Origin of the sequence: Corynebacterium ulcerans (assembly GCF_900187135.1) — a bacterium.
GTDB lineage: Bacteria > Actinomycetota > Actinomycetes > Mycobacteriales > Mycobacteriaceae > Corynebacterium > Corynebacterium ulcerans.
In genome coordinates, this window is sequence record NZ_LT906443.1 from 2331642 (window position 1) to 2344509 (window position 12868).

The window sequence follows — 12868 nt, forward strand, 5'->3', positions numbered from 1 at the left end:
TGTGTCGCGGGAGCGTCGAGAGGCATTTTTATTTATGTTTGCCAAAGAAGTGAACAAGATCGTTGAGCTTATCCAACGGAGAAATAGCTCCTGTCCTGGTATCTGTCCCCTCTGTGGAGGCATGATGAGGAGCGTCGGTTTTTTGCTCTTGTTGCTCGCGGCGTCGCTTTTCTAAGAGTTCTTTTCCGCGGCGTTCGCCAAATTTTCCGGTGATGGAACCGGCGGTAGTAACAAAAGTGATCTCATCGGCTGACTTCTCTCCAGCCCGTAATGCCGTCATGTCTTGGAGGTAACGGAAGAGGACGGCGATCATCGCGGCAGTGGGAACGGCTAGGAAAGCGCCCATGATTCCAAACAGCCCGCCGCCCACAGTCACAGACACCAGAACGACCACCGGGTGCAGGTTCATTGCTCGCGATTGAAGCAGGGGAGAAAGCACGTTGCCCTCTAGCTGTTGCACCGCAAGAACGATGGCCAGTGTGATGATTGCCTTGGTAAGCCCCAGCGATACAAGTGCCACTAAAACGGCGAGGGCTCCGGCTACAAACGCTCCGATGATGGGGATGAAGCCAGCGATAAAGGTGAGCACGGCAAGGGCTAAGGCCATAGGAACGCCGAGTAGGATGAGGCCTGCTCCGATGAAGATGGCGTCGACAAGCGAAACCAGAGCCTGAGCACGGACGAAGCCCCCGAGCGTGATCCAGGATCGTGTAAGCAACTCCGTGAGATGCCAGCCTGCGCGCTTGCCCACGATGTTGCGCAGCCAAGGCAAGAATCCTTCTCCGTCTTTGAGGAAGAAAAACGTAAGCACCAAGACCACACCGATGGTGACTAAGGCCGAGGTAGCTATGCCGATACCTGAGAAGATTTCGCCTGCGATGGTCCCGCTTTGGCGTTGGAACCATTGCACCGCAGTATTAATGCGATTGCTGAGCTCGTCTGAGTCGAGATTAAAAGGGGGGCCCTGAAGCCACAGCTGTACCTTTTGAATCCCTTCAAATGCTTGGAAGTACAACGTCTGTGATTGGCGAGCTATATCGGGGGAGATAACCCAGATGAGGCCGCCGAAAAAACCAAAGCTGGCAAGGATGCTCACGAGTGCAGCAAGACCGCTGGGGACTCCTCGCTTGCGCATCCATGCCGTGGGACCCCACAACACTGTGCAGACAATCAACGCCAAAATAACCGGGAGAAGGCCTCGCCAGAATTGTTTAATCACGTACCAGCCGGCAAAGCCCGTCGCCGCGATGATCAGGATGCGGATGCACCATTGGGCTAGGACTTTGACGCCGTCAGCAATAATTTCAGAGCGGTCAATATGGGTGCGCTCGGAGCTTGGTTCGAGTTCCTCGAAGATGGCTGTTGCTTCCTCGTCAGGCAAGGAGCTTGTCGACGATTCCGTGCGCGGCTCTACAGGTTCGGTGTTCCCCGGAGTCGCCGTGGGCTGCGAGGACGCGGGGCTGGCGACGTGCTGGTTCATCCGGTTATCCTCAGCATCGAATAGCGCCCCGAGCTCTTCTGGCAGGGGATTTGTGGCCGAGTGGTCGTGGGGCGAAGTATTCGAAGTCACAACAACATTGTGCCTTATACGCACGGTATGCATCGGTAGCGACTGTCACAGCCACCCCGCCCGAATGAACTCATAGCGCTATTGATCAGGAACTCCTATGTATAAGGCATAGGGGTTTCCTGGGGCGTGCGCGTTTGGGCTTAGGAGCGAGGTTGCTAGGATGTGAGCCTGTGAGCCTAACACTTGGAATCGTCGGCCTGCCTAACGTTGGCAAGTCCACCCTTTTTAACGCCCTGACCCGTAACGACGTCCTCGCCGCAAACTACCCGTTTGCCACCATCGAGCCGAACGTCGGCCTCGTCGAGCTTCCCGACGTCCGCCTGACCCGCCTAGCCGAGATTTTCGGCTCCGAGCGCATCCTGCCCGCGACTGTCTCCTTCGTGGACATCGCCGGCATTGTGAAAGGCGCATCTGAGGGTGAGGGAATGGGCAACGCCTTCCTAGCCAACATTCGCGAAGCCGACGCGATCTGCCAGGTCGTGCGAGCATTCGCCGATGACAACGTGATCCACGTTGACGGCAAGGTTGATCCCATGTCGGACATCGCCGTGATCAACACTGAGCTGATCCTTGCAGACCTGCAGACCATCGAAAAGGCCCTGCCGCGTCTGGAAAAGGATGCACGCAAGAATAAAGATTTGGCCGAGGTCGTCGAAGAGACCAAGAAGGCACAAGCCGTGTTGGAAGATGACCGCACGCTGTTTAGCGCCGCAAAGAACGGCGAGTTGGACCTGACCAAGGTGCGCGAGCTCCACCTGATGACGGCAAAGCCTTTCCTCTACGTCTTCAACTCCGACGAGGAAGTGCTTACCGACGACGCCCGCAAGCAAGAACTCGCCGCCCTCGTGGCCCCAGCGGACTGTGTCTTCCTAGACGCAAAGACCGAAACCGAGTTGCTTGAGCTCGAAGAAGACGAGGCCATGGAGCTTCTCGAATCCGTAGGACAGACCGAGCCCGGACTGCATTCCTTGGCCAAAGCCGGGTTTGCCACCCTCGGACTGCAAACCTACCTCACCGCAGGCCCCAAGGAATCCCGCGCCTGGACCATTCACCAGGGTGACACTGCTCCTCAGGCGGCCGGCGTGATCCACACTGACTTTGAACGCGGCTTTATTAAAGCGGAGATCGTTTCTTTTGCAGACCTTGATGCCGCTGGTTCCATGGCTGAGGCCAAGGCTCAAGGCAAGGTTCGTCAGGAAGGCAAAGACTACGTCATGGTCGACGGCGACGTGGTGGAGTTTAAGTTCAACGTCTAGTCAGACTGCTCCGAGCCACAATGGCTTCAATGGCTTCTGGATTCCCGCCCCCGGCATCGTTTTCCTTCGGGAGATTCGATGCCGGGGGCGTTCTTCATCAGGTGCTATCTTTGCGCATGTACTAGTGCGAGACGATTGCCAGGGGAAGCACGTCAGCCCTTTCGCAGCTATTGTTGTGCGCCCGTATATCCATGGCGAAATCGGCTGCGATGGAGTGTGCGTGACTGACGCTGATGGGGACGGTGGGGCGTGGCTGTCGGGGAGCCCAATGATGATAATGCTCTATCGTCGGAAAGAGGTTTGCGTAGGGGTAGAACGCCTCCGTGAAGTGGGTGCCGTTTTCGTCGCAGGTAAGAGGGAAAGAAACGACGAAGTCTGGGTTGGCGGTGAGCGTGTCGTCGATAAGCGAAATGCTCAGAGGTGTTGCTGCTGAAGGGGGTCGGCTTTCAATCTGGACGTCGCAGGCGAAGAGTCCGGCCAAGATGAAGGTGTCTAGGAGGCACCAGGTGTACGCGCTGGTCCCTGTGGATAGGTGCGCCAGGTGGGGTGTGGGATTCGGTGAGATGAGACGATCGGCGAGCTGCTGGATACCGCCGTCTGTGTGGCCTTTGAGCAGGGTATGCAGGTCGCGTGCGGAGGGGGAGGACGAGTTTGAAGACACTTGGTGAGGCTACCACTAATGGCAATGATTGTCAGCAATGGTTTTCGTGTGGGATCCGTATCATACGGGTCCTAGGACATAGGTTGTAAGGCGATATCACAGCGCCTCTCGTAGAAGTTAAATTCCAGCGGAATGTCGTGTAATTTAAGTTCAATGTTAGATCAACTTCCTCCGTGTCCTGAATGCTCGGAGCCGTACACCTATGAACAAGGTGCGCTCCTCGTGTGCCCGATGTGCGCTTATGAATGGACCCTCGTCGCGGACAACGACGACGAATCATCGTCTGCAGAAGACAAAGGCATCCGTGATGCCGTGGGTAATCTGCTTGCCGACGGCGATTCCGTGACCGTGGTTAAAGGCCTGAAAATCGCTGGCAGTGGCGGTGGAACCATCAAGGTCGGGACAAAAGTCAAGAGCATCCGACTGCTCGATCAGCCTGTCAATGGCCACGACATTGATGCCTCTGTGCCCAGCCTCGGGCGGATCTACCTGAAATCCTCGGTGGTCAAAAAGGCTTAGGCTGAAGTGCTGTGGAGGGATCAGAATAATCTGGTCCCTCCTTCTGCTATTCCGCGCATTCCTCGCTAGGAGAGTAAAGAGATAACCCGCTGGTCATCACCATGCTCGTGCGCACGATGTGAGATTTCGATGATCGTAAGCTCTGGATAATTCTCCTTAAGCGAGCTTCTGATTGCCTGGTCCAGCTCTGCGTTGACGTTGGCGGTGAATTCGTCGAGAACCAGCACCGATGGTTGGGTAAGCAGGGCTCGTGCCAAGCATAAGCGCTGCATTTGCCCACCGGATAGCCCCGCAACCTCGGTTCCGGTGAGTGAATCCAGGCCCTGTGGTAGGCGATGAATCTCTTGATCTAAGTGCACCACACTAAGCACATGCCACATGGCTTCTTCGGTGGCATCGGGGCACGCGAGCAGGAGGTTGGATTTGATGCTTGCGGTTAGCAACTCACTGCGCTGCGGCACAAGCGCAATGGCTTTGCGCAGTTCTGCCAACTGATACTGAGATACGGAAATTCCGTTGAGTAGGATGTCGCCGCTGCTGGGGTTATCAAACCTGAGTAGGAGATGGACTGCCGTGGATTTGCCACTTCCTGATGGCGCAACAAAGACCGCGTGCTCACCGTTTGCGATGGTCTGCGTAAACCCCTGCAGTATCGGCTTTTCCGGGGCGTCGGGATATGCATAGCTAACGTTGTCCCAGGTGATCGTGACGGGTTGCGTGCGATCAACACTAAGAGTGCCGTCGCTGACCGCAGCTGGGAGGTGACAAATGTGGTGGAGTCTGCGTGCGGCAGCAAGCGAGTGATCGAGCGCACCGGCGGCGTCTTCTAGGCCACGTGGGGCGTCGAAAAGCAGCAGGCAGCCGCCCATAATGAACGCTATGTCGGCGGGGTTCGCGTTGCTTGCGATTCCGACGATGAGCACGCCGAGCACACACGCGTAGGTGAGTCCGAGGTTGATTCCACGCCGAAGCGCACGATAGTGGGCGGCGGGCATAGCTAGCTTTGCGACGTCCCCCGCAATATCCCAACTCTGCTCAAGCCGTTCCTGCTGCCGTCCGTAGGAGACGATTTCCTCGGCGCCGAACACCGAATCCGTGACGTGTTGCGACAGCTCACGGCGCCTGCTCAACACTTTTTGTGTGGCAACGAAGGACTGCTTTGCCCCAATCAGTGGAACCACAAGCGCAGAAAACAAGCCAAAAATAAGGGGAACTGCAGACAGCTGCCAGCCATAAAGTAGACCCCATGCAACACCGAATCCTAGGGGAACGGTGACTCCCGCAATCGTGGGGGCGATAGTGTGAGCATAAAGCACCTCAATCCGGTCGATGTCCCTGGTAAGGGAGGTGACCAGGTCGCCAGATTTAGTGGAACGCAACACCCCGGGGGCCTTAGGCCAGAGGCGGGAAAAAGCTGCACCGCGGAGCAACTCAAGAGCCTTAAACGCGACATAATGACCGGAAAACTGCTCGAGATAGTGAGCGACTGCTTTGATGCAGGCCAGCACCGCCAACGTGACCAGGACAGGGGTTATCCGGTCAGTGCCTATAACGATTCCTCCTACGCCTTGTGCAGCCAAGCCAAAGATCATAATTCCTAAGCTGAGCTGGATAATGCGCATGACGATGGAAAAATAGAGCGGAGCGTGGACGGGTCGGGTGATTGAAAGCACCCAACGCACAACCTCTCCTAGTGACGGTGGCATCGTAGTTGTCACGGTCATCGCAGCTCACCTGCTTCCATTGTGTAGACGGTATCGGCTGCGGCTAGGAGGGCGGGGCGGTGAGTGACCATGATGGCTGTGATGCTCTCGGGGAGTTGTTGGATCGCAGAGACGATGAGCGCCTCGGATTCGAGGTCGATGTGGCTGGTGGGTTCGTCGAAAAGCACAATGTCGCGGCCGGATAATAAGGCGCGGGCAAGGGATAGTCGTTGTGCCTGTCCGCCGGAGAGGAAGGCCCCGCGCTCGCCAACGTCGGTGTCTAGGCCATGGGGCATACTGCGTACCTCATCGGCTAGGTTGGCGCGCGAAAGTGCTTCCCACATGTCGGCTTCTGAGGCATCGATGCGCGCGATGCGCAGGTTGTCAGCGATCGAACCGCTAAAGAGCCAGGTGTGCTGCGCTACGGTCGCGGTGGCAGTGCGGATGTTGTTGAGAGGCGTTGTTGCTGCGTCTAGGCCTCGGATAGTAATCGCGCCGGGAGTCGTGGGGAGGAGACCGCGAAGGAGGTGGAGCAGCGTGGATTTGCCCGATCCAGAGCGACCAACGATAGCTAGTTTTGCCCCATGCGGAACCGTGATACTGACGTTGGTGAGTACCGGAGTCTCTCCGTAGGAAAAGTTCAGCGAATCGACGACGATAGCGTCGCGGGAGACGTCGTGTTCCGTCGAACCGGCGTCATTGTTATCTAGGGCCTCTGTGTGTTCGTGCGTGTGAAGGTACTTCTTGATCGCTCGCTGCGCGGCGATGCCTCCCATTCCTACGTAGAAAAAACCAGCGACCTGGGCTAACGGTGCGAGTAGGAGAACCAACAGGAAGACGGACGCTAAACCGTGACTAGGAGAGAGGGATCCGCTGGAAACACGCACAGCGATAATCGCAACGGTGGTGCAGATAAGAACAAGCGAAACCGCAAGATCCATAACGATGATCACCACTTGATTGCCTGCCAGCAATTTCATGGTGGCGCCACGGTTGCGTTCGCCTTCTGCGCGTAGTTGCTGTTCAACCCGACTGCCAGCAGTGATGAGGCTGATCGTGGTGAGATTTCTGATGGCGTCGAGATACTTTTCTGAAAGTCCAGCCCGCTTGCGCCGTGAATCGGCAGAACGGCTCCGGAACAATCGCATGAAGCCGCGTAGGAGGAGGGGGACAAGGATGAATTGACCGAGCATACTAAGCCCCAAAAGCCAGTCATAAGCAACGGCAATGTAGACGACGACAGCGATGGGGAAGACCATGGCTGCTAGCGCGGAACCTAAATAAGCATGGCGAAATTCTGCAGCTCGCTCGACGTTATCGGTCAAGAGTGCGACGAGTTTCCCGGGATGAAATTCTTTTCGATCCCGATTAGACATGGTTGGCGCAGAGTAGAGCGCTGCTAAAAGACGATGTCGCGTATGGCGTTCGTGGTCGCGCGCAGTGCGTGCACCGGTGCGAATATCTAAGGCGGTGAACATGCTCGCGGCGAGGATGGCCGCGCCGGCTGCTGCGTAGGAGAGAGGATGGGCCTCCTCCTCGTGAATATACCGAGTAAGCGCAGAAGCCATAATGACAAGAGCAATGCCCGCGGCGAAGTAGCTCAGCACCGCATATATCGGCACAAGCCAGGCGGAAAGCGGACTCATCCCACGGAGGCTGGTGGGGGATGAGCCGATATGGGTATCAGGCAACATAGTTAGCAATGTTAGCATTACCTAACATACCCTCTCCTACTGGCGCGATGAGTAGGAGAGGTTAGCTCACATAAGACTTCAGGTACTGCGCAGTGAGAGTATGCGCCTCGTCGATCATCTCTTGCGGCGTCCCAGAAAAAGCAACGCGCCCGCCGGCAGAACCTGCTCCGGGACCCATGTCTATCACGTGGTCAGCGTGGGCGATCACTCCCAAATGGTGCTCTACGCAGATCACGGTTTTGTGCGCGTCAACGAGGGTATCCAATAGGGCAAGGAGCTTATCGACGTCCGCCAGATGCAACCCCGTGGTCGGTTCGTCCAAGATGAAAGTGGTGGCTTTCTCGGCCAGATGCGATGCGAGCTTGAGGCGTTGACGCTCGCCACCTGACAATGTGGTCAACGGTTGACCGAGCGTGATGTATCCGAGTCCGACGTCGACAATCCGCTTGAGAATCTTGGCCGCGGCCGGAACTTTGGCTTCTGCTGAGGAGAAGAACTCCAAGGCCTCTTTGGCAGGCATAGTTAAAACAGTGGCAATATCTTTGCCGCCAAAGTGATAGCCCAGGACGGAGTCGTCGAAACGCCGCCCCTCGCAGACCTCGCAAGGAAGGTCAACGCCAGACATAATCCCCAGGTCGAGGTACACCACGCCCGCGCCCTTGCAATTGGCGCACGCGCCTTCGGAATTAGGAGAAAATAGCGCGGGTTTTACGCCGTTGGCTTTTGCAAAGGCCTTCCTAATGGGTTCCAGGGTGCCCGTGTACGTGGCGGGGTTTGAGCGGCGGGAACCGCGGATAGGGGACTGATCGACCATGACGATGTCATCGTTTTTGGGCAGCGATGCGATCAAAGAGGATTTTCCCGACCCAGACACACCCGTAACCACGGTGAGTACTCCCAGCGGAATATCTGCATCAACGTGGTCGAGGTTGTTCAGTGTGGAATCGCGGACCTCGATGACTCCGCGAGAAGCGCGGACGCTGGCTTTGGTGGTGGTGCGGTCGTCGAGATGCTTGCCAGTGATCGTTCCTGATGTTTTAAGTCCTGCCAAGCCCCCCGCATATTGCAGTATGCCGCCTTCGCTACCTGCGCCTGGGCCTAGGTCAATAATGTGGTCGGCGATCGCGATGGTTTCAGGCTTGTGCTCCACAACGAGCACGGTGTTGCCTTTGTCGCGGAGCTCCAGGAGCAGGCGATTCATCCGCTCGATGTCGTGCGGGTGCAGGCCGGCGGTGGGCTCATCAAAGATATATGTGACATCGGTGAGCGCGGAGCCTAGATGGCGCACCATCTTTGTCCGCTGAGCCTCACCACCAGAAAGACTGCTTGCCGGACGATCCAAGGTGAGATAGCCCAGGCCGATGTCGACGAAGCTCTCTAAGTTGTGCTGGATCGCTTCCAACAAGGGGGCAACGGATTTATCAGTGACGCCGTGCATCCACTCCGCAAGGTCTTTGATCTCCATCTGGCACAGCTCGGCAATGTTTTTTCCCTTGATCTTGGACTCCAAGGCATGGCGAGCCAACCGCGTGCCGCCGCATTCGGGGCAGGCGATGAAGGTCACGGCGCGATCGACAAACTCTCCTATAGCCTTTTGCATCGACTCGCGATCTTTGCTCAGAATAGACTTTTTCACCCTAGGAACAAGACCCTCATAGGTGTAGTTGAAGCCGTTGAACTTGACCTTTGTCGCCTCCTGGTAGAGCAGCGAGTGTTTTTGTTTTTCGGTGAACGCATCGATGGGCTTGTCTGCCGGGTACAGTCCCGTTTCCGCGAAAGTCTTCCACACCCAGGAGCCCACTTTGTACCCGGGGACTAGGAGGGCGCCGTCGTTAAGCGACAACGACGTATCCACCAATTCAGACATATCAATGTCGCTCACCCGGCCCATGCCTTCGCACGTGGGGCATTGTCCGCCGGTGCGCTTGAAGTTGACGTGTTCTTTCTTCCCTCCTCCTACGGAGATCGCGCCGGAGGCCTGGACGCTAGGAACGTTGAACGAGTATGCCCCAGGCCCTCCTACGGACGGTTGTGCGATTCGGGAGAATAGAATGCGAAGCATCGCGGTGGCATCTGTTGCCGTTCCTACTGTGGAACGTGAATTGGTGCCCATGGGTTCTTGATCCACCACGATGGCCGTGGTGATACCTTCCAGGCCGTCTACGTCTGGTCGCGCCAACGTGGGCATAAAGCCTTGTACGAAGGTGGAGTAGGTCTCATTAATGAGCCGTTGCGACTCCGCGGCGATCGTGCTAAACACTAACGACGACTTTCCTGATCCCGAGACACCTGTAAAAACGGTGAGTTTGCGCTTGGGGATATCTACGGTAATGCCGCGAAGGTTATTTTCATGTGCGCCGATGACTCGGATGAATTCTTGGGACATGAGGCAGTTGCTCCTAGAGTTAAGGCACTGAGTGGGGGAGCCGGATCGGCAAGAGGGGCTAATGAATCTGGGGTGAAAATACGAAGAATCAGCATACGCAGTGAATTATGTTGACGCATCACGAAAACTGACCCCGATAAGAAATCTTATCGGGGTTCTACACAATAGGGGTAGGCGCGGGCCTAGAAGCGTTTAATGCTTTTTCTTGTGCAATGCACGGTGAATCGGCTCGACTACGGCCACGATGATGCCGCCTAGGAGAAGGCCGAAGATCAATGAACATGTTGTTTCCACAACCCACCGGACAAACTTGCCTAAGTGCCCCACCCGGTGAACAAGATCGTGGATCACGTCATGCGGAAGATGCCACCACCCAAGCTCCGCAAGCCCGGCAACCACGATATGACCGCCCACCCACAACATGGCCAGCATTCCGATAACGGAAATAGCATTGAGTACCTTGGGCATTGCCGTGACGAGCCCTCTGCCGAGCCGCTTGGCACCAGCTGAATCGCGTGTGCCAAGTTTTAGTCCAAAGTCATCCATCTTGACTAGGAGGGCAACCGCTCCGTAGACAATTGCGGTAATAAAAATTCCGACAGTAATAAGGACTGCGGCTTCCATCCAGATGCTCTTATCGGCTACCTCATTCAGCGAGATAACCATGATCTCTGCAGACAGGATGAGGTCGGTGGTAATTGCGCCGCGGACGAGAGTGTTTTCGTCTTTATCGCCGGCTTTTTCTTCACTCGCGTGCTGCTTGCCGGAGATCATTTCCCAGACTTTTTCTGCCCCCTCAAAGCACAGATAAGCGCCTCCAAGCATGAGGATGGGAGTAAGCAGGCCCGGCGCTATGGCGTTGAGTAGCAACGCAATAGGCAAAATAATGAGCAGCTTGTTAACGATGGAGCCTTTAGCAATACGCCAGATGATAGGAAGTTCTCGGGCAGGTGCCACCCCTTTGACATATTGTGGGGTCACTGCGGTGTCATCGACCACCACGCCTGCGGCTTTGGCACTCGTTTTTGCAGCTGCCGCTGCAACATCATCAACGTTGGCGGCAGCTGCTCGGGCGATAAGGGCTACGTCGTCGAGAAGGGCAGCGAGGCCACCAGCCATGAGAAAATCCTAACGTGAGAGGGAAATAGAGAAATTCCATCGTAGCGGGGATTCAGTCATCTCCCCAACAAGAAAGCACTGTGGCATAAGGTCTAGATCATGCACATCGTTATTATCGGCGCCGGGGCGGTTGGCGGATACTTCGGCGCTTTGCTTCATGAGACTGGGACAGATGTTACTTTTGTGGCTCGAAATGAGAGTCTGCAGGCACTAAAAAGCAGGGGACTGCGTATTCACACGCCCGAGGGGCTTCGCGACGTTCCCGTGCAGGCGGTGTCTTCTCTCTCAGAAGTAGAGTCGGCAGACATCGTTCTCCTAGCCACGAAGACTCTTTCAGCCCCCGGATTGCCAGAAGCGCTGCCCTGCGGCGCCGTGCTGGTGACCACACAAAATTCTGTGGAAATGCCACAGATAGCCATCGATACTTTTGGTGCTGCTGCAGTTGTCCCAGGTGTGGTGCGTAGTTTCCTTACTAGGAGGGGGCCTGCGGAAGTCGAATTTACGGGAGGAGTCCTGAGCTTTACTTTTGGTTCGGTAGACCCGGCAACGCAGGACACTGTCAATGAATTGCAGCAGGTTTTAGCTAAAACAGGTATCGAACCGATTGTTCACCCTGCGGTGATGGAAGACATTTGGGCAAAGGCTATGTTTGTCACGTGCTTTGGCGCGCTAGGCGCTCTTGTGGAGAAGCCTTTGGGAGATATTCGCACAACATACCGAGCGGATTTAAAAAACCTGATGCGGGAAGTCGAAGAGGCCGGGCGTGCATTAGGGATTAATCTTCCCGCAGATAGTGTGGACGCCACGCTTGCATTCGCTGATAGTCAGGCTGCTCATGCGACTAGCTCGATGCAAAGGGATATTCTCGACGGCCTTCCTAGCGAGCTGGATGCTCAAGTAGGAGCTGTGGTGCGGATGGCGGAGCGCGGGGGTAGAGAAGCACGAATGCATCGCCTGATCCTTGATGTTCTTTTACACCGATAGAGGTAAACTGTCCCGCGCGCATAATTGCACAAAGAAAACGGGTGCTTAAGGGGCTATACGCCTTGAGCTGAGATGGGTCGCTATACGGTGCGTCGTAAAGCCCCAAACCGTAGGAACCTGATCCGGATAATGCCGGCGATAGGGAGAAAACATGAGTACATCTGTATCTTCATCTGCTTCCGCGCGCGCGTCGTGGCGTGTTGTGGACATTGTTATTGCGTCAGTTCTGGGCATTGCCTGTGGATTGATCTTCTGGGCGTGGAACTCCGTTGGATACGCGTGGTACCAGGCGGCTAACGCACTTACTCCTGGTCTGGGAGGCATCGCCACCGGCATTTGGTTGATGGGCGGCGTGATCGGTGGGCTTGTGATTCGCAAGCCTGGCGCTGCGGTATTCGTGGAAGTTCTGGCAGCTGCGGTCTCCGCAGGAATCGGAAATCAATGGGGGATTGAAACACTATATTCAGGCCTGGCGCAGGGCTTGGGCGCAGAACTGATTTTGGCTGCTTTCTTGTATAAGCGCTTTGGTGTGGTCGTCGCGATGCTTGCGGGTGTGGGTGCTGGAGTTGGCGCATTCATCCTCGAGCTCTTCCTGAGTGCCAACTACGCCAAGACACTTGCGTTTAACCTGACGTATCTAGGGGCGATGGCAGTCTCCGGTGCGATTTTGGCGGGACTCGTAAGCTACCTCTTGGTTAAAGCGCTGGCCTCAACTGGTGCTTTGGACCGCTTCGCCGCAGGCCGGGAGGCTCGCGCGCGGGTTTAGTGCTCTCGCTCGGCTCCCACTCAGCTCGTGCCATGGATTTTCCGCGCGTGGCACGTGGCTGGTTATGCGGCTAGGAAGGGGAAATGTCGTTTTTGAGAACACAAGAAAAGCTTTCCTGGGCTTTTATCAGTGGCGTACGCTCTACCGTTCTCAAAAACGACAATTATGGCCTTTCCTGTGTCATCTATCCGCGCGCCACAAGGTGAGAGG

10 protein-coding genes are annotated in these 12868 nt (G+C 56.1%); 4 read left to right on the forward strand and 6 right to left on the reverse strand.

Annotated elements, in window-relative coordinates:
- Window positions 1-28: 28 nt before the first annotated feature.
- Window positions 29-1603 (reverse strand): AI-2E family transporter, encoded by a 1575-nt coding sequence (locus tag CKV68_RS10620; protein ID WP_029974976.1) that lies wholly within the window; start codon window positions 1601-1603, stop codon window positions 29-31.
- A gap of 137 nt (window positions 1604-1740) precedes the next feature.
- Between CKV68_RS10620 and ychF the strand changes: the two genes are divergently transcribed.
- Window positions 1741-2826 carry a redox-regulated ATPase YchF gene (ychF, locus tag CKV68_RS10625; protein ID WP_014836193.1) on the forward strand — a complete coding sequence of 362 codons (1086 nt, stop codon included), beginning with the start codon at window positions 1741-1743 and terminating at the stop codon, window positions 2824-2826.
- Window positions 2827-2947: 121 nt separating this feature from the next.
- Here the strand turns inward: ychF and merB are convergent, their stop codons facing one another.
- Window positions 2948-3487: an organomercurial lyase gene (gene merB, locus CKV68_RS10630; protein WP_095076171.1), complete on the reverse strand. Its 540-nt coding sequence runs from the start codon at window positions 3485-3487 to the stop codon at window positions 2948-2950.
- Between the two features lie 132 nt (window positions 3488-3619).
- Here merB and CKV68_RS10635 point away from each other — a divergent pair, with 132 nt between their 5' ends.
- Window positions 3620-4006 (forward strand): zinc ribbon domain-containing protein YjdM, encoded by a 387-nt coding sequence (locus CKV68_RS10635; RefSeq protein ID WP_014525562.1) that lies wholly within the window; start codon window positions 3620-3622, stop codon window positions 4004-4006.
- A 65-nt stretch (window positions 4007-4071) separates the two neighbouring features.
- On the opposite strand, the gene CKV68_RS10640 is transcribed toward CKV68_RS10635, so the two are convergent.
- The 4 genes from CKV68_RS10640 to CKV68_RS10655 all read right to left on the reverse strand — a co-directional run bounded on the left by CKV68_RS10640 (window position 4072) and on the right by CKV68_RS10655 (window position 10908).
- Entirely contained in the window at window positions 4072-5712 is a 1641-nt protein-coding gene (locus CKV68_RS10640) for an amino acid ABC transporter ATP-binding/permease protein (RefSeq protein WP_095076286.1), read from the reverse strand.
- A 14-nt stretch (window positions 5713-5726) separates the two neighbouring features.
- A complete protein-coding gene (locus CKV68_RS10645; protein ID WP_414017494.1) occupies window positions 5727-7421 on the reverse strand; it encodes an ATP-binding cassette domain-containing protein in 1695 nt (564 codons plus the stop codon).
- A 43-nt stretch (window positions 7422-7464) separates the two neighbouring features.
- Window positions 7465-9789, reverse strand: a complete 2325-nt coding sequence (locus CKV68_RS10650; protein ID WP_095076173.1) for an ATP-binding cassette domain-containing protein — start codon at window positions 9787-9789, stop codon at window positions 7465-7467.
- 192 nt (window positions 9790-9981) lie between these two features.
- Entirely contained in the window at window positions 9982-10908 is a 927-nt protein-coding gene (locus CKV68_RS10655) for a DUF808 domain-containing protein (RefSeq protein ID WP_095076174.1), read from the reverse strand.
- A 99-nt stretch (window positions 10909-11007) separates the two neighbouring features.
- On the opposite strand from CKV68_RS10655, the gene CKV68_RS10660 reads away from it, so the two are divergent.
- Together CKV68_RS10660 and CKV68_RS10665 are read left to right on the forward strand one after the other, a co-directional pair.
- Window positions 11008-11892, forward strand: a complete 885-nt coding sequence (locus tag CKV68_RS10660) for a 2-dehydropantoate 2-reductase (protein ID WP_095076175.1) — start codon at window positions 11008-11010, stop codon at window positions 11890-11892.
- Window positions 11893-12043: 151 nt separating this feature from the next.
- On the forward strand, window positions 12044-12658 hold the full coding sequence (locus CKV68_RS10665; RefSeq protein ID WP_023635446.1) for an ECF transporter S component: 615 nt from the start codon (window positions 12044-12046) through the stop codon (window positions 12656-12658).
- Window positions 12659-12868: the final 210 nt, after the last annotated feature.